The following is a 17071-nucleotide window of genomic DNA, read 5'->3' as shown; positions in this document are numbered from 1 at the left end:
CTGCTCATGCACGTGTCCTTCGACCCCTGGTCCCCGGCGTTCGTCGCCGACCCGTACCCCGCCTACGCCGCGCTGCGCGCCACCGGCCGGGCGCACTACTTCGAGCCGACGCGGCAGTGGCTCGTCCCGCACTACTCCGATGTGTCCGGGCTGCTGCGCGACCGGCGGCTGGGGCGGACCTATCTGCACCGGTTCGGCCACGACGAGTTCGGCGTCACCGCCCCGCCCGCCGAGCACGAACCGTTCCACACGCTCAACGGGCACGGGATCCTCGATCTGGAGGCCCCCGACCACACCCGGATCCGGCGGCTGGTCGCCAAGGCGTTCACGCCCCGGCGGGTCGAGGCCCTCGCCCCGACCGTGGAGCGGCTGGCCGCCGGGCTCGTCGACGACTTCGTCGGGGCGGGCGGCGGCGATCTGCTGAGCGCGGTCGCCGAGCCGCTGCCGGTGGCCGTCATCGGCGAGATGCTCGGGGTCCCGGATGCCGACCGGCACCTGCTGCGGCCCTGGTCGGCCGCGATCTGCGGGATGTTCGAGCTGAACCCGCCGGAGGAGACCGCGCGGGCCGCCGTGCAGGCGTCGGTCGAGTTCTCCGGCTATCTGCACGAACTGATCGCCGCGCGGCGCGCGGACCCGGGGACCGATCTGATCTCCGGGCTCATCGCCGCCCACGACGACGAGGACCGGCTGACCGAGCAGGAGATCGTCTCCACCTGCGTGCTGCTGCTCAACGCCGGTCACGAGGCGACCGTCAACGCCACCGCCAACAGCTGGTGGATGCTCTTCCGGCACCCCGAGCAACTGGCCTCCCTGCGCGGCGACCACAGTCTGCTGCCGACGGCGGTGGAGGAACTGCTGCGCTACGACACCCCGGTGCCCATGTTCGCGCGGTGGGTCCTGGACGACATCGAGGTGGACGGCACCGTCATCCCGCGCGGTTCGCAGGTCGCGCTGCTCTTCGCGTCGGCCAACCGTGACCCTGAGCGCTTCGCGGACGCGGAGACGCTGGACCTTTCCCGGCGGGACAACCCGCACATCTCCTTCGGCGCGGGCATCCACTACTGCCTGGGCGCCCCGCTGGCCCGCCTCGAACTGGCCGCTTCGTTCGGCGAGTTGCTGCGCAAGGCCCCCGGTATGCGACTGACCGCGGAGCCGGAGTGGAAGCCCGGCTACGTCATCCGGGGGCTCCGGGAGCTACTGGTCGAAATCTGAGGAGAGCGCGCCGGAGAGCCGTACGTGATCCGGGTGGTGCGGGTTCGCCCAGGTGTGGAGGCCCCACGTGGCCGGTGCCCATGTGCAGCCCTGTACGCAGTGACGAGCCCCAGACGTACAGGGCGGTCGCCGCCCCGAGCGCCGCCGTCGCACACCCGCCGTACCCTGCCGCGTCACGTAGCTCCATGCGCGTCCGGACGTGCGCGCACCACGGCCGGTTCCCTACGTGGTCTGCAGGTCCCGCCGCCGGAAGCCTTCCAGCCCGAGCAGGATCAGGGCGGCGGCGATCAGCGTGAGTACGGCCATGGGCGTCCAGCTCATGGGGGCCGCGGGCAGCTGGGGCACATGGCCGAAGGGCGACACGTTGTTCATCCAGTGCGGGAACCGGAGCAGTTGGCCCAGGTAGCCGACCACGAAGGCGTACACCGGTACGGCCCAGGCCGCCGAAGCCGCCCGGGGCAGCCAGCCGAAGAGGACGGCCGTGACTCCGACCGTGACCCAGAGCGCCGGAGCGTACGCCAGCGCGGCCCCCACCAGCTTCAGGAGCAGCCCGGAGTCGCCGGCCGACGCCGCCCCCGCGACGCCGATGCCGAGCCCCGCGAGGAGCAGCACGATCGTGCCGCCCGCCAGTGCGACGGCGAGGTGGCTGCCCGCCCAGCGGGCGCGGGACAGACCGGTCGCGAGCAGGGGTTCCACCCGGCCCGCGTTCTCCTCGGACCTCGGCCGCAGGGCGGCCATCACCACGTACACGGCTGCGACGACGGCGAGGACCACCATGACCATCGCGGCGAAGGACTCGGCCATGGTCGTGCCACCGATGTCCTTGAGCGCCTCCTGGAGCTGGTCGATGTTCTTCAGCATGCCGTCCGCGTCTCCGAGGATCGACCCGTACATCACGCCCATCAGGAACAGCCCGGCGCCGAAGCCGGCGAGCACGGAGCGGTGCAGCCGCAGTGCGAAGCCCAGCGGCCGGGTCAGGGACGTGGACGCGACCGGGCTGCCGAGCCGCGCGGCACGCAGCCCGGCTCCCACGTCCCGCCGGGTGGACAGAACGAATCCGGCGCCGGAACACAGGACGGCGAGTGCCGCGCAGAGCAGCAGCGGCCACCAGCGGTCGTCCACGTACGGGTAGGTGCGCTGGACCCAGCCGATGGGGGAGAGCCAGGAGAGCGCGTCGTTGCCGCCCGCGTCACCGGCGGCCCGCAGGACGTAGGCGAGGCCGATGACCGCCATGGCCATGCCGGAGGCGCCCCGGGTGTGCGCGGTGATCTGGACGGTGACCGCCGCCACACCCGCGAAGACGACGCCCACGGCCGCGTGCGAGAAGCCGTAGAGCAGGGAGCCGCCGGTGTCGATGGAGTCGATGCCCATCGAGCCGAGACCGACGGCCAGCAGCAGCGCGAGCGCGAGGTTGGCGAGCACCGCGACGGACAGGGCGGCGGCCAGGTGCGCGTGCCGGCCGACGACGGTGGAGCGGACCAGCTCGGCGCGGTTGGTCTCCTCCTCGTCACGGGTGTGGCGGGTGATGGTCAGGACGCTCATGAGGCCGACGAGTACGGCCATGAAGCCGAGCATCTGGTGGCCCGTCATCGAGCCGAAGGTGTAGTCGTCGAGATAGTGCTCAGGCCCTGTCATGGCCAGTCCGGCCGGGCTCTCCATGGTGGTGACGACGGAGGCGCGGTCCGCCGGGTCGGCGTACAGCGCCGTGTACTTGCTCGCTGTGGAGACCGTGCCGACGAAGAGGGCGAGGATCCAGACGGGCAGCCGGACGCGGTCCCTGCGCAGGTTGAACCGGATCAGGGTGCGGGTGCCGGCCAGGGCGCCGCCGCTGTGCGTGAGCGACCGGGCCGGTGCGGGTGCCCGGGTGGTGGTGGCGGTCATCGGCTGCCTCCGTCGGGGTGGCCGCCCACGGCGAGCTCGTCGCCGTAGTGGCGCAGCATGAGCTCCTCGAGGGTCGGCGGATGGCTGATCAGGCTGCGTACGCCGCATTCGGCGAGCCTGCTCACGGCGTCGGCGAGGTGGCCGCCGTCCACGGCGAACCGCACCCGGCTTCCCGCCCCGTCGTCGCCGACCTCCACGGAGTGCACCCCGGGCAGGCCGTCGAGCCCGGTGGCGGGCCGGTCCGTCTCGGCCTCGACCGTCGTACGCGTCAGATGCCGCAGCTCGCTCAGCGACCCGGACTGCACGGCCTTGCCCAGCCGGACGATGCTGATCCGGTCGGCCAGTTTCTCCACCTGGGCCAGGATGTGGCTGGAGAGCAGCACGGTCCTGCCCGCGGCCTTCGCCTGCAGGATCACGTCCTGGAAGACCACCTCCATCAGGGGGTCGAGGCCGGAGGTCGGCTCGTCCAGGAGCAGCAGCTCCGCGTCGGAGGCCAGCGCGGCGACGATGGCCACCTTCTGGCGGTTGCCCTTCGAGTAGGCGCGGCCCTTCTTCGTCGGGTCGAGGTCGAAGCGCTCGATCAGCTCGTCGCGGCGCCGCTTGTCGGCCCCGCCGCGCAGACGCGAGAGCAGGTCGATGGCCTCGCCGCCCGTGAGGCCCGGCCACAGCTCCACGTCGCCGGGCACGTAGGCCAGGCGCCGGTGCAGCTCCACGGCGTCGTGCCACGGATCCTTCCCGAGCAGCTGGGCGGCGCCCGTATCGGCCCGGAGCAGGCCCAGCAGGACCCGGATGGTGGTGGACTTCCCGGCGCCGTTGGGTCCGAGGAAGCCGTGGACCTCGCCGGCTTCGACGGTGAGGTCGAGGCCGTCCAGTGCGCGTGTCCGTCCGAACGACTTGTGCAGTCCGGACACCGTGATTGCCTTCGTCATGTTTCTGAAAGTACGTTGACTTCACAAAGTTGTGAAGTTAAGGAAGCGTATAAAGTTGGGGCGTGATCGGAGCAGAGGAGGCGGCGGAGGCCATGGCCAGCGGGACCGGGGAACCCGGGAGCACGGCGGAGAGCGCGGGCGCCGGACGGGACGAGGGCGCCGTGTCCCGCTTCGTCGAGCGCTTCGCGGCCGAGATGAACGAGGCGGGGATGCAGCGGATGGCCGCGCGCGTCTTCGCGGCGCTCCTCGCGGACGACGACGCCTCCATGACCTCGGCGGACCTCGGGCGGCAGCTGCAGATCAGCCCGGCCGCCGTGTCGGGTGCGATCAACTACCTCACCCAGGTCAGCATGGTGGGCCGCGAGCGGGACCCCGGCTCACGCCGCGACCGCTACCGCCTGCACGACGAGATCTGGTACGCCACCTTCGCCAACCGTGACCAGGTGCTGACCCGCTGGGAGCGCACGCTGAAGGACGGTGCGCGCTCCCTCGGCGAGGACACCCCGGCGGGAGCGCGCCTCGCGGAGACGGCGGAGTTCTTCGAGTTCATGCAGACGGAGCTGGTCGGCGTCCTGGACCGTTGGCGCGAGAGCCGCAAGACCTCGGGCTGAGGCCCTGGGCCGAGGTCTCAGGCGCCCGCCGCGGGAAGCACCAGCCCCCAGGCGCCCGCCCGTACGGTCCATGTGCGGGTCCTGACGGGACCCGCGACCTGTATGTCCGCCCGGTAGCGGAAGTCGGGCCCGGAGACCGTGACCGCCTTGGCCTCCGCCGTGTGGGCCGTGCCGGAGGCCGTGCGGATCACCACGTCGGCAAGACCTCCGTCGCCCTGGGCGGTCACCGAGACGCCCTCGACCGGCCGGTCCAGGTCGTTCAGCAGGACCCCGTCCGCCTCGACCCTCAGCCGGTGGGAGCGGGAGGGGCCCGACGACGAGGGCGGGGCGGGGCGGACCAGCGAGGCCACCAGGGTGCGGCAGGTGTCCCACACCGTGTGGGGCGGGCCAGGTGAGGGCCAGGCCGCGGGGATGCGCAGCTCGCCGAGGACGACCCCGTCGCTGTCGTCGACGAGCAGGTCCAGCCGGCGCACGGCCCCGTCGAGCGCGGTACGCGCCGCCGCGACCGCGCCCCGGGGCACGCCGAGCGCGTGGGCGAGTTCCAGCGTGTGCGCCGCGCCGACCGGGATCAGGGAGAGCGCGCTGTCGGCCAGCTCCCGCTCCCGGTGGAGCTGGGACACCGCCCGCAGCAGCGCGTGGTCGTCGCCGACGACGACCGGGCGCCTGGAACCCCGCCGGTGCAGGGCCCTGGCGAACTCGTCGGGGCCGTCCGCGAAGCAGATCTTGGCGTGCGCGCCGGCGCTCAGCACATCCTTCGCGATGCGCACGGACTCGCCGTCGTAGCGGCGGGCAAGGGGGTCGATGAGCACGAGTAGCTGGTGGTCGCCGTCGCCGGGGGGCTCTGCAGCCGACACCTCGGTCCTTCCTCGGGTAGCATCTTGGTGCAAGAGCCCCTTGCGCTATTGCGCCAGGGGCTTCGTCTATTCCGGGGCACCCGGTTCGACGGCTCAGGCTTTGCCGTACATCGTCGTGCGGCAGGTACGACCTTTACGTACGCCCCCTGACCTTGGACATGCCCCGCCCGGAAGGGGTGTACGCCTGTGCCCGCACTTGTGCTGCTCGGTGCTCAGTGGGGTGACGAGGGCAAGGGGAAGGCCACCGACCTCCTCGGTGGATCCGTTGACTATGTGGTGCGTTACCAGGGCGGCAACAATGCCGGCCACACGGTTGTCGTAGGCGACCAGAAGTACGCACTGCATCTCCTCCCCTCCGGAATCCTTTCGCCGGGGTGTACCCCGGTCATCGGTAACGGTGTCGTCGTCGACCCGGCGGTCCTGCTCTCCGAGCTGAGCGGTCTGAACGAGCGAGGCGTCGACACGTCCAAGCTCCTGATCAGTGGCAACGCTCATTTGATCACTCCGTACAACGTCACCGTCGACAAGGTGACGGAACGCTTCCTCGGTAAGCGCAAGATCGGCACGACCGGGCGCGGTATCGGCCCGACGTACGCCGACAAGATCAACCGCGTGGGCATCCGCGTCCAGGACCTCTACGACGAGTCGATCCTGGAGCAGAAGGTCGAAGCGGCGCTGGAGCAGAAGAACCAGCTCCTCGCCAAGGTCTTCAACCGGCGCGCGATCGAGGCCGACAAGATCGTCGAGGAGATGCTCCAGTACGCGGAGCAGATCAAGCCGTACGTCGCCGACACGACGCTGATCCTGAACGACGCCATCGACGAGGGCAAGGTCGTCCTCTTCGAGGGCGGCCAGGGCACTCTGCTGGACGTCGACCACGGCACGTACCCCTTCGTCACCTCGTCGAACCCGACCGCGGGCGGCGCCTGCACCGGTTCCGGCGTGGGCCCGACGAAGATCAGCCGGGTCATCGGCATCCTCAAGGCCTACACCACCCGCGTCGGTGCCGGCCCCTTCCCGACCGAACTTCTCGACGAGGACGGCGAGGCGCTGCGCCGGATCGGCGGCGAGCGCGGTGTCACCACCGGCCGTGACCGTCGCTGCGGCTGGTTCGACGCCCCGATCGCGCGGTACGCGACCCGGGTCAACGGCCTCACCGACTTCTTCCTCACCAAGCTGGACGTGCTGACCGGCTGGGAGCAGATCCCGGTGTGCGTGGCGTACGAGATCGACGGCAAGCGCGTCGAGGAGCTCCCGTACAGCCAGACCGACTTCCACCACGCGAAGCCGGTCTACGAGATGCTGCCGGGCTGGTCCGAGGACATCACGAAGGCCAAGACCTTCGGCGACCTGCCGAAGAACGCGCAGGCCTACGTGAAGGCGCTGGAGGAGATGTCAGGCGCCCCGATCTCGGCGATCGGTGTCGGCCCCGGCCGTACCGAGACCATCGAGATCAACTCCTTCCTGTAGGAGATCTCTCGGCGCGACGGCCGGACCTTCCCCCGTGGAAGGTCCGGCCGTCGCTGTCGCCAGGGGCGGTGCGGGCGCCCGTCAGGGGAGCTGCCGGAGGAACGCGAACACGAACAGCGCCCCGGCGGCGGAGCAGACGAGCACCGCCGGCAGCACCCAGCCGGGCCTGTGCTCCCCGCGCAGGGGCGCCGTCAGCCGCTCCTGCAGCCGGGCGACGCCGTGGAGCGCGGAGACCGTGGCGACGGCGCAGGGGGCGGCGACGGCGAAGTGCGCGAGCCAGGCTCCCGCCCTGCCCGGGCCGCCCCAGGAGTGGTCGTAGGGGCCCTGGTCCACGAATCCGTAGAACGGCCCGCGGGCCACGGCCATCAGGAGCACGGCGGCCAGGACCAGGGAGAGCGCGCCCAGCAGCACGGTCGCCACGGCGTGGCCGGCCGCTCGTGCGGCTCCCGGACGCGGTGCGCCGGGCCCCGCGTCAGCCCGTAGCAGGGAGCGCGCGGACCCGCCGCGGCCCGCGGCTGCCGCGGCGAGCGCTGCCACCCCGCGGGGCAGCAGGGTGACCGAGGCCCAGGTGCTGAGCGCGATGCGGCGTGCGGTGAGGGGCATCCGTCGGGTGTTCATGGGCGCGGATGCTAGGAGCGGGTCCGGCGGCGCCGCCAGATACCAGGGTGCTGTCCCCGCCCCCTACCCCGGTACGGCTCAGCCCTCCCCGCAGAGCCGCATCCCCTTCGGGGTCGCGCAGGGCAGGTGGCCGTTGGTGCGCATGATCTCCTCGCCGTAGTTGTCGAGGTAGTTCAGGAAGCCGGCCACCAGGGATTCCGCGGGCGGTGATCCGTAGGTGTACGCGTACTCGATCTCCTGGTACGGATAGCCGCCGGCACCGATCGTGTCGACGGACGGGGTGGTGCCGTCGATGGCCGTCCGGTGGGCCCCGTCGGGCACTTCGCCGTTCCGCAGTTCGGTGTAGCCGATCGCGCCGTCCAGCTCGGCGACTTCGGACAGGACCTGCTCCGTGCCGTCGAGTTCGCACCGCATGACCGGGGCGTCGGCGTAGTCCTTGGTGGTGCAGTCGCGCGAGGAGGTGGCGAGCTCGTTGGTGTTCAGGACGCGGCGCTGGAAGACCTCGCGGGTACCGGAGTTGGCGTCCCGGCTGACGAGGCGGATCTCCAGGTCGGGGCCTGTCTCGACGATCTCGTTCCAGTTGCGGATCTCGCCACGGTAGATCCCTCTGATCTGGTCGAGGGACAGGTCCTTCACCGGCACCGTGTCGTTGACCACGAGGGAGAACAGCGAGATAGCGACAGGCTTCCCGTGCAGCTTGGTGAGAGCGGCGGGCCTGGGGCCGTCGGACAGGGCGATCATGGCGGGCGAACCGGCCGGTCCGGCCTTCGCACCCAGGGCGTCGAGCTTCCGCACCCCGGCGTTGCTGCCATGGATGTCGAGGCGGATCTCGGCGCCCTCGCACTCGTCCTCGTACTTCCCCTCCAGCTCCTCCAGGACCGGCTCGAAAGCGGTGGAGCCGGCGACCGTGAGGGTGCCCACGGCGCAGTCCATCGGGGGAGGGGAGTCGTCCCGTACGACGATGATGCCGGCGAGGGCGGTGACACAGGCGGTGAGGGCCACGGTGATGAGCCTGGCTCCCCGGCCGAAGATCGGGGGCTTTTCGTCGGGGCGGGCCGCCTTGTTCCGCTCCACCTTTCCGTCCCGGATGCTCCCGGTGACGGTGATCGGGCCGCCCACGTTCGAACCCGTGAGGAGGACCAGGAGCTTGAAGTGCTCGTTGCGGTTGAGCGGGACGCGCGGCAGCCAGATCAGGGAGCCGCTGTGCTGGACGGCGTCGTCCGGCGTGAAGGTGTCCATCAGGTGGTCGGCGCCCGGCGCGTGGGTCACGGCGATACCGCGTACGGTGCGGCCCGAGAATTCGACGGTGAGGCCCGGGTGCACGGCGCGCTGGGGGTAGTCGTCCTCGCCGATCGACTGCGAGCCGTCGTTCTCGATGCGCAGCAGGACCAGGGTGGCGTCGGCCATGCCCGGGGTCTCGTTGAAGAGGCCGACCCGCACATTGACCCTGCCCTGACTGACTCCGCTGCCTATCGGGGTGTCCATCTGCACGCGGTAGCCGATGCGCTTGCGGCGCGGGACACGGCGCTCGTACCAGAGCACACCCGCCGAGGTCAGGATGCCCAGCAGTGCGGTGAGGACGGCGACGACGTTCTCGGGGGTGAACAACGAATCCATGTTGCTCGCGCTCCCTCGTGGGTGCGGTGTGCCGGACGGCGTCACCGTAAGGCCGGGGGCCGTGGGGCAGGGGAGCCTCCGGATTCCTTCCGGTGAAGTTCGTCTTCTGTTCAACAAGATTGTGGTGGGGCGGAGTTGAGAGGCTCGACCCGATGGGCGAGTTCTGGTCTAGACCTTGACAGGTCCAGACCATCGGCGCTTGAGTGGCCCCAACCCCCCATGGCGGCGCTCGCTCAGCGCGGGCGCCGCGCCGAAGGAGTGATCACGTGGGCAAACGTGTCATGAGCCTGATCGCCGCGCTGGGCGCGGTCGTCGCGACGTTCGTCTTCCTCCCCGCCTCCACGGCATCGGCCGCCGCCTGCGCTCCGGCCTGGAGTGCCTCCTCCGTCTACACGGGCGGTGGAGCGGCCTCCTACGGCGGGCACAACTGGTCCGCGAAGTGGTGGACCCAGAACGAGCGGCCCGGCACGGCCGACGTCTGGGCCGACCAGGGAAGTTGTGGGTCCGGCGGCACGGAGGAGCCGAACCCCACGGGCTTCGTCGTGAGCGAGTCCCAGTTCAACCAGATGTTCCCGAACCGGAACTCCTTCTACACCTACAGCGGCCTCACCGCGGCCCTGAGCGCCTACCCCGGCTTCGCCAACACCGGCAGCGACACGGTCAAGAAGCAGGAGGCGGCGGCGTTCCTCGCCAACGTCAGCCACGAGACCGGTGGCCTGGTGCACATCGTGGAGCAGAACACCGCGAACTACCCGCACTACTGTGACACCAGCCAGTCCTACGGCTGCCCGGCCGGCCAGGCCGCCTACTACGGCCGTGGCCCGATCCAGCTCAGCTGGAACTTCAACTACAAGGCCGCCGGTGACGCGCTCGGCATCGACCTGCTCGGCAACCCCTGGCAGGTGGAGCAGAACGCGGCCGTCGCCTGGAAGACCGGTCTCTGGTACTGGAACACCCAGTCCGGCCCCGGCACCATGACCCCGCACAACGCCATCGTCAACGGTGCCGGCTTCGGCGAGACGATCCGCTCGATCAACGGCAGCATCGAGTGCAACGGCGGCAACCCCGCCCAGGTGCAGAGCCGCATCGACAAGTACCAGGCGTTCGTCCAGATCCTCGGCACCACGCCCGGCTCGAACCTGAGCTGCTGAACCCGGCCCCACCCCGGGGAGTGGGGGCGTGTCCGGCAGCGGCCGGGCACGCCCCCGATTCGTGCTCCGGGTCCGGTGGTTGGCAGGATCACCGGCCATGGACAAGGACAGCGACGCCACCCCTCCCACGACCACCGAGGGCCGGCTCGCCCTGATCGACAGCGTTCTCGCCCTGCCGTACCCCGCGGGGGAGGAGAGCGAGGACGACGGCGTGCGCAGCAGCGGGCCCGGACACCACCTGCTGATCCTGCGGGCGAGCCAGGACTTCTGGGACGACCGGTCGCCCGAGCTCGTCGAACCCGCCGAGCAGGAGATCGAGGACGAATTCAGCGTCCTGGCGACCGCGCTGAGCGGGCGGTGGGGCGAGCCGGAGACCGTCGACCTCTGGCCGTATCTGGAGGGGGACGAGGACGGCGTGCGCCGCGCCGTTCCCGAGCCGATGGGGCAGCTCTGCAATCTGGCGGGCAGCATGCAGGTCTGGCGTGTGCCCGGTGGCACGCGGTGGCTCGGCCTCTCCGTGGGGCAGGCCGATCCGGAATTCCCCATCTGGCTGCTGGCCGCCGTGGGGGAGACGTCGGCCCTCCCGGCGTGAGCGACCGCCCGCCGGTCGTCGCAGCCGCCTACCGCGTCAGAGCAGCGGCGGTTTCACGGACATCAGCAGGTGCTGGTGCGTGGCCGCCCCGGTGCCCTCCCCTCCGGTGATCATGGCGCGCTGTCCCGGCCCCATCAGCTCCATCCGGACGGTCGCGTCCTCGAAGGAGGACAGGGCGTCCATCAGATACGCGGGGTTGAAGGCCACCGTCATCTCCGTGTCGCCGGGCGAGGCCGTCGGCAGCCGCTGCGAGGCCACGTCGTCCTCGAACCCCGCCTGCAGCAGCACCGAGCCCTCCGGTCCGGCGGAGAAGGACATCTGGAGCGGGCTGCCCTCGTCCGCGACCACGGAGACCCGCTTGACTGCCTCCACCAGGCGGGCCCGGTCCAGCACCACGACCGCGGGGTCCGTCAGCGCGAACAACTTGTCGTGGCGCGGCAGTCTGCCGTCCAGCAGACGCACCGTCGTACGCGTCCCGGCGTGCTCGAACCCGACCGACCCCCCGTCCACGGCGACATCGACCTGCCCGGACCTGCCGAGCGACCGGGCGATCTCGGCCAGCCGGCGGGCCGACACCACGACATCGGCCGTCACGTCGGGCACCGTCGCCTTGAACGGCAGGGTGCGCACCGCGAAGCGGTACCGGTCCGTCGCCGCCAGCGTCATCGTGGAGCCGTCGAGCCCGAGGCGGATCCCGGTGAGCGTCGGCAGGGTGTCGTCCCGCCCCGAGGCCACCGCGACCTGCGCGACCGCCGAGGCGAACTCCCCGGCGTCCACCGCCCCGCGCACCTCCGGCAGGGACGGCAGGGCGGGGTAGTCGTCGAGGGGCAGGACCGAGAGGCCGAAGCGGGAGCCGTCTCCCGTGACCGTGAGGCGAGAACCCTCAACGGCGCACTCCACGGGCCCCTCGGGCAGCACCTTGCAGATGTCGAGCAGCCGCCGCCCCATGACCAGCACCTTCCCCGGACGGACCGTGTGCGCCTCCGTCTCGACGCGCGCGGAGGCCTCGAAGTCCAGTCCGGACACGAGGAGTCGGCCGACGTCCGCTTCCAGGAGGAGCCCGCCGAGGACGGGAACGGGGGAACGGGCGGGCAGCACTCGCGCCGCCCGGGAGACGGCATCGGTCAACACGCCACGTTCCATGCGGAATTCCATAGCAGGGGCCCTCTCCGGCGTACGACACGGTCGAGAACCACGCTAGGCGGCACCACTGACAGTCGCCGCGGACCGACGACAGCGACCACCCCCGTGAGCCGCTGCCGCCGTACCTTCCGGACGTCCCCCGACGTCCTCAGGCCCCCGGATCCGGGACGTCCTGACGTCCCCCGACGTCCCCCGAACGTCCCGGAACACGCTGGGGACTTTAGGTGGGCGGGACGGTGTGCGGGGAGATTCAAATCGCACTGTGTGGCCTCCGACGGGTATCAAACCGCACAGCCGGACCGGTACTCTGCACTCCGGTTTCGGGGAGGAACGGAGGACGCGTGCGTGCGCGTGAACGGGCCGACGACATACTGCTGATGTACCGGCTGGCGCGGACCGGCGGGTCGCCGGAGCTGCTGCGCAGGCTGGCCCAGCGGGCCGAGGGCTGGGCCGGGATCCTGGACGGGGGCGGCACGGTGCTCCAGGCCGTCGCCGGGAACGTCCGGTGGCCCGGACACGAGGCCGCCGGACTCGCCGCCCGGGCGGCGCGGGAACTGACGGCCCGGAGCGCCGGCTCGTACGCCCTCGACACCGACGAGTGCTCCGCGCTGCTGCTTCCCCTCGACCGGACACCCGAAACCGACGGCGCGGTCCTCGCTCTCGTGGCGCCCAAACCGCTGCCCGGCGGACTGACCACGCTCATGGCCGACGCGGTGATGCCGCTGGCGCTGTCCTGGGCGTCGGAGAGCGTCGAACGCAAACGGCGGCGGGTGGACCTCGCGGAGTCCCGGGGCCGCGAGGCCGTGCTGCATCTGCTGATGACGGGCCAGCTCTCCATCGCCCACCAGGTGGCGGGCGCCCTGCGGCCGAAGCTCCCCGATCCCGTACGCGTCTGCGTCGTCGAATGCTCCGGCGGACTGCGGGACGAGGTGGCACGGATCTGTACGGACGTCTCCGGCGGCCGTACCTGGATCGTGCGCTGCCCGGTCTACGCCCGGCATCTGATCCTGATCGTGCCGGCGGACGAGGAAGCGGAGGCGGAGGGGCCGGAGAGCGGGCGCACACTCGGGCTGGCCGTCGCCGGGCTCGTGGACGACTGCGTCGTGGGCGTCAGCGAGGAAGTGCGGCTGCCCGACACGGCGACCGCCTATCAGCAGGCCTTCCACGCCCTCGCCGTCGCCCGTGGGCTTCCCGGACGCCACGCCAGATTCGGCGCCGCCCCGGGGCCCGCGCTGGTGGCCGGCGCCGCCGGTGCGCGGTGGGCCGACGCCCTGCTCGCCCCCCTCCTCGCCCATCTGCCGCGCCGTTCGCAGGACCCGGGCAGTCAGGAGCTGTCGGCGACCGTCGCGTCCTGGCTGGCCTTCTCCTCCCATGCCACCCAGCACCTGAAGATCCACCGCAACACCCTGGCCGCCCGCCTCAAGCTCGTCGGCGAACTCCTCGGCCTGGACCTGAACCGGGTGTCGGACCAGGCCGCCGTCGACCTGGCGCTGCGGATCAGGGCCACTCCGGCCCTGCACCGCTCCGGCCCCGCGGGACCCGCGGCGGCCGAGGACCTCGACGCGGTCCTGGGCGCCCCGGGAGTCCAGGACTGGGCCGTCCAGCAGCTGCGGATTCTCGCCCGGGCCGGACCCATGGCCGAGGAGACGCTGCGGACGTGGCTGCGCTGCGAGGCCCAACTGAGCCCGACCGCCGCCGAACTGGGTATCTCCGTGCCCGGTGCGCGCAAACGCCTCACCCGGCTCGAGGAGTCGCTGTGCCGGTCGCTGCTCCAGACACCCAGCGCGCGGTACGACCTGTGGCTCGCGTTCCGGGCGGTCGACCTCGCGGCGTGAGCCGGACGGTGCTCCTCGCGGCGTGAGCCGGAGCGGTCCCGGACCGCTCAGCCTGTTTTCGTGTACGTCAGGCTCTGGCCGGTGGCGGTGATCTCGCGGCGCAGGGAGCCGTCGGGCAGCAGCGTCAGGACGGTGGGCTCCCCAGGGGTGCACGACGACTGCGGTTCGCCCTCGGCGACCCGGGAGGGGCCGATGCGGACCGGCCCGCCGGAGGAGGGCTCGCTCGCCAGGTCGGCCTGGAACACGCAGCGGTAGGAGCCACCGGTGTCGAGCGGGCCCTCGGCGGTGAGGGACAGGACCGTGTCTCCCACTTCGCCCTGCCGCACGACGAGTCGGCGGGTGGACGCTCCCACGCCGCCCTCGACGGTCCCGGACCAGGTGCCCAGGAATCCGGCCGGGACGGTGCCGTCGTCGCCGGTGCCGTCCTCGCCCGTGCCGTCGGAGTTCGTCTCGTCGGAGTTCGTGCCGTCCGGGCTGCTGCCGCCCGCTGCGGAGCCGTCGGCGGAAGGGGAGACGCTGCCGGTCGGGGACGCCGTGGGGTCGCCGTCCCCGCTCCGCATGAAGGCGTAGACCCCCCAGCCCGCCCCCACCGCGACGATCAGGGCGACGGCCACCAGCAGCAGGGTGGAGCCCGCCCTGCGGCGCTCGGGTGCGGGCGGGACGAAGCCGCCCGGCGGGCCGTACGGGGGTGTGGGCCCGTATCCGTAGGCGGGGGCGGGCTGTTGCGGGTAGCCGTACGACGCCCGCTGCGGCACCGGGACGGGCGGCCCGACCGCCGTGGGAAGCCCGTGCGTGGCGCCGGGAGGCCGTACCGGCGGGGGCGGAGCGGGCGTGGTGGGGGCGGCGGGCGGCACGGGCGCCGGCGGCACGGGCGCGGGCGGCGCCGCTCGCGGGCCCTCCGCGGGGCCCTCCTCCGGGTCCTCGGAGTCCAGCAGCTCCACGGCGTGCCGGCCCAGCTGGGCGATCAGCGCGCCCGGAAGCCACGGCTCCGCCGTGTCCGTGTCGCCGAGCCGCTCCCGGACGCTGTCCGTGGAGGGCCGCGCGGCCGGGTCTTTCGCCAGGCAGTCCCGGATGAGCTCGACCAGGTCGACGGGTACGCCGGTGAGGTCGGGATCCTCCTGCGCGATCCGGAACATCAGCGCGTGGACCCCGCTGTCCGCCACACCGAACGGCAGTCGGCCGGTGACGGCGTACGCCAGCACGGAGCCGAGGCAGAACACATCGCACGCGGGCGTCACGCGCTCGCCCCGCACCTGCTCGGGCGACATGAATCCGGGGGAGCCGATCATCGCGCCGGTGCGGGTCAGGCCGCCGTCACCGACGGTCTCCAGGGCCCGGGCGATCCCGAAGTCGATGACCCGGGGGCCGTCGATCGTCATCAGGACGTTGGACGGCTTCAGGTCACGGTGGATCAGCCCGGCCCGGTGGATGTCCTGGAGGGCGCCTGCGAGCCCGGCGCCCAGGATGCGGACGGAGCGCTCGGGGAGCGGACCGTACGCCCCTGATTCGGCCACCGGGGCGCCGGGAAGGCCCGAGACGATGCGGTGGAGCGAGGGACCCGCGACGTAACCGGTGGCCACCCACGGCACCGCTGCGTCCACTCCGGCGTCGAGCACCGGCGCGGTCCAGGAACCGCCGACCCGCCGGGCGGCCTGTACCTCCGCCCGGAAACGGTCGCGGAAGTGCTGCAGTTCGGCGAGCTCGGGGCGGACCAGTTTGATGGCGACGGTGCGGCCCCGGTCCGAACGGGCCAGGAACACCTGACCCATGCCGCCGGCGCCGAGGCGCCCCAACAGCCGGTAGCTGCCGATGCGTTGCGGATCGCCGGAGCCCAGCTTCTCCATGGTGCGCTTCCTCCCCCGTACGGCCGTGGCGGACCGTAGGTCGAGAATAGCGGCGCGGGTGCCCGGGGACCGCCCTTCAGCCCCCGGTGGATTCCCTCTGCTGTCCGGCCGGGGACGACAGGGTGTCCAGGGCGTCCGAGAGCCGCTCCAGCACCTGGACGGTCCGCGCGAACTCCTCCTCGCCCAACGCCTCGGCCAGCCGCGCCGCGAACTCCGTGTGGGCGGGGGTGATCCGGCTCACCGCCGTCCGGCCCTCCTCGGTGGGCCGGAGCAGCTTGGCCCTCCGGTGGGCCGGGTTCGCGACGTATTCGGCGAGGCCCCGGTCGACCAGCAGGTCGGCGATCCGCTGCACGCTCTGCCGGGTGATCCCCATCGCGCGGGCGATGCCCGACACGGGAAGCGGCTCGGCCAGGACCGCGCCGAGGACCTGCCACCGGGCCGCCGTGAGCCCGGCGGGCCCGGCCAGCTCCTCGGCGACGGCCAGGAACCGGCCGTTGAGCCGGAACACCCCGATCGCGGTGCGACTGAGCAGGGAGGGGGTGTCGGTGTCCGCCGTACCGCTCATCCGTTCAGCTCCTCGTAGGCGCTCGCGTCCGAGTCGTGGAAGAGCCGGTACCAGGCGTCCAGCTTCTTCGGTCCGAACACCCCGAGCAGCTCGAAGATCTCGCGGGCGAAGGCGACCGGCTCGGTCGGCCCCGCCGTGACGAGAGCGCCGCGCGACGTCCCGCCGGCGTCCGTCACCGCGTCGGCCTCCACGTAGTGCGCGCCGCCCGCGTATCCCGTGGCGGCGAGATAGAAGGAGACGGCGCTCGTGTGGGAGCGGTCGTCGAGCAGCCCCTCGCGGGCCAGCCCCGCGGTCGCCCCGCAGATGGCCGCCACGGGCACACCGGCGTCCAGGAAGTCCCGTGCCGCGCGGGCGAAGGGGGCGAGCGTGTCGCCGGTGTCCCAGAGTGAGGCGCCGGTGAGGATCAGCAACTCGCTGTCGCCGGGCGCCAGGTCGGCGAGTGCCAGGTCGGGCCTGATGCGCATCCCACCCATGGTGGTGACGGGCGCGGTGGTGAGGCCGACGGTCCGCACGGTGTGGCCGTGGTCGGTGAGCTGGGCCGTGGCGAAGCCCGGCTCCCAGTCGGCGAAGGTGTCGTAGACGGCCAGGTGGACGCTCGTGCCGGTCATGGTGACCTCCGTCGGGGGACTGGCGGGAACCTCGCGTATTCGAGCCCTATGACAGAAGGCTGTCATAACGACAGCATGCTGTCAAATTGCTGGCCGGTTGCGGCCGTGAACCCGACACCCTGCCGAGCCGTGCGGCCCACG

The 17071-nt window shown here is 72.0% G+C and carries 15 protein-coding genes; 6 read left to right on the top strand and 9 right to left on the bottom strand.

The genetic code is table 11. From position 1 onward, the window contains the following. Positions 1-6 precede the first annotated feature (6 nt). Positions 7-1212 carry a cytochrome P450 gene (locus ACIBCU_RS15775; protein WP_362927358.1) on the top strand — a complete coding sequence of 402 codons (1206 nt, stop codon included), beginning with the start codon at positions 7-9 and terminating at the stop codon, positions 1210-1212. 222 nt (positions 1213-1434) lie between these two features. Here ACIBCU_RS15775 and ACIBCU_RS15770 read toward each other — a convergent pair whose 3' ends face one another. Together ACIBCU_RS15770 and ACIBCU_RS15765 are read right to left on the bottom strand one after the other, a co-directional pair. Continuing rightward, positions 1435-3093, bottom strand: coding sequence for an ABC transporter permease (locus tag ACIBCU_RS15770; RefSeq protein WP_399231849.1), 1659 nt, complete (start codon positions 3091-3093; stop codon positions 1435-1437). Continuing rightward, the gene (locus tag ACIBCU_RS15765) at positions 3090-4022 is read right to left on the bottom strand and encodes an ABC transporter ATP-binding protein (RefSeq protein ID WP_362927356.1); all 933 of its coding nucleotides are present in this window, start codon (positions 4020-4022) and stop codon (positions 3090-3092) included. The genes ACIBCU_RS15770 and ACIBCU_RS15765 overlap by 4 nt, the downstream gene beginning before the upstream one ends. 92 nt (positions 4023-4114) lie before the next feature. On the opposite strand from ACIBCU_RS15765, the gene ACIBCU_RS15760 reads away from it, so the two are divergent. Continuing rightward, on the top strand, positions 4115-4633 hold the full coding sequence (locus ACIBCU_RS15760) for a MarR family transcriptional regulator (protein WP_362927389.1): 519 nt from the start codon (positions 4115-4117) through the stop codon (positions 4631-4633). A gap of 17 nt (positions 4634-4650) precedes the next feature. On the opposite strand, the gene ACIBCU_RS15755 is transcribed toward ACIBCU_RS15760, so the two are convergent. Then, positions 4651-5487 carry a diacylglycerol kinase gene (locus ACIBCU_RS15755; RefSeq protein ID WP_362927355.1) on the bottom strand — a complete coding sequence of 279 codons (837 nt, stop codon included), beginning with the start codon at positions 5485-5487 and terminating at the stop codon, positions 4651-4653. A gap of 186 nt (positions 5488-5673) precedes the next feature. Here ACIBCU_RS15755 and ACIBCU_RS15750 point away from each other — a divergent pair, with 186 nt between their 5' ends. Continuing rightward, positions 5674-6957 (top strand): adenylosuccinate synthase, encoded by a 1284-nt coding sequence (locus ACIBCU_RS15750; RefSeq protein ID WP_356713905.1) that lies wholly within the window; start codon positions 5674-5676, stop codon positions 6955-6957. Positions 6958-7038: 81 nt separating this feature from the next. Here the strand turns inward: ACIBCU_RS15750 and ACIBCU_RS15745 are convergent, their stop codons facing one another. Together ACIBCU_RS15745 and ACIBCU_RS15740 are read right to left on the bottom strand one after the other, a co-directional pair. Further along, the gene (locus ACIBCU_RS15745) at positions 7039-7575 is read right to left on the bottom strand and encodes a hypothetical protein (protein ID WP_399231847.1); all 537 of its coding nucleotides are present in this window, start codon (positions 7573-7575) and stop codon (positions 7039-7041) included. A 78-nt stretch (positions 7576-7653) separates the two neighbouring features. After that, the gene (locus ACIBCU_RS15740; protein ID WP_399231845.1) at positions 7654-9192 is read right to left on the bottom strand and encodes a substrate-binding domain-containing protein; all 1539 of its coding nucleotides are present in this window, start codon (positions 9190-9192) and stop codon (positions 7654-7656) included. Between the two features lie 266 nt (positions 9193-9458). Here ACIBCU_RS15740 and ACIBCU_RS15735 point away from each other — a divergent pair, with 266 nt between their 5' ends. Next, positions 9459-10343 (top strand): glycoside hydrolase family 19 protein, encoded by an 885-nt coding sequence (locus ACIBCU_RS15735; RefSeq protein ID WP_362927352.1) that lies wholly within the window; start codon positions 9459-9461, stop codon positions 10341-10343. Positions 10344-10440: 97 nt separating this feature from the next. Then, positions 10441-10935 (top strand): hypothetical protein, encoded by a 495-nt coding sequence (locus ACIBCU_RS15730; protein ID WP_399231842.1) that lies wholly within the window; start codon positions 10441-10443, stop codon positions 10933-10935. 36 nt (positions 10936-10971) lie between these two features. Here the strand turns inward: ACIBCU_RS15730 and dnaN are convergent, their stop codons facing one another. Beyond that, positions 10972-12090, bottom strand: coding sequence for a DNA polymerase III subunit beta (dnaN, locus tag ACIBCU_RS15725; protein WP_399231840.1), 1119 nt, complete (start codon positions 12088-12090; stop codon positions 10972-10974). Between the two features lie 365 nt (positions 12091-12455). Here dnaN and ACIBCU_RS15720 point away from each other — a divergent pair, with 365 nt between their 5' ends. Further along, on the top strand, positions 12456-13913 hold the full coding sequence (locus tag ACIBCU_RS15720; RefSeq protein WP_399232314.1) for a helix-turn-helix domain-containing protein: 1458 nt from the start codon (positions 12456-12458) through the stop codon (positions 13911-13913). Positions 13914-13960: 47 nt separating this feature from the next. Here the strand turns inward: ACIBCU_RS15720 and ACIBCU_RS15715 are convergent, their stop codons facing one another. From ACIBCU_RS15715 to ACIBCU_RS15705, 3 genes are all read right to left on the bottom strand, one after another. Then, positions 13961-15757 carry a serine/threonine-protein kinase gene (locus ACIBCU_RS15715; RefSeq protein ID WP_399231838.1) on the bottom strand — a complete coding sequence of 599 codons (1797 nt, stop codon included), beginning with the start codon at positions 15755-15757 and terminating at the stop codon, positions 13961-13963. Between the two features lie 76 nt (positions 15758-15833). After that, complete coding sequence (locus ACIBCU_RS15710; RefSeq protein ID WP_362927347.1) at positions 15834-16322, bottom strand: MarR family winged helix-turn-helix transcriptional regulator; 489 nt, start codon at positions 16320-16322, stop codon at positions 15834-15836. After that, positions 16319-16930 (bottom strand): DJ-1/PfpI family protein, encoded by a 612-nt coding sequence (locus tag ACIBCU_RS15705; protein ID WP_399231836.1) that lies wholly within the window; start codon positions 16928-16930, stop codon positions 16319-16321. Before ACIBCU_RS15705 ends, ACIBCU_RS15710 begins: the two co-directional genes overlap by 4 nt. Positions 16931-17071 lie beyond the last annotated feature (141 nt).

Source organism: Streptomyces sp. NPDC051064, assembly GCF_044455985.1.
Taxonomy (GTDB): Bacteria; Actinomycetota; Actinomycetes; order Streptomycetales; family Streptomycetaceae; genus Streptomyces.
The sequence above is the reverse complement of the archived record's forward strand: the minus strand, read 5'-3'. Positions and strand labels throughout refer to the sequence as shown.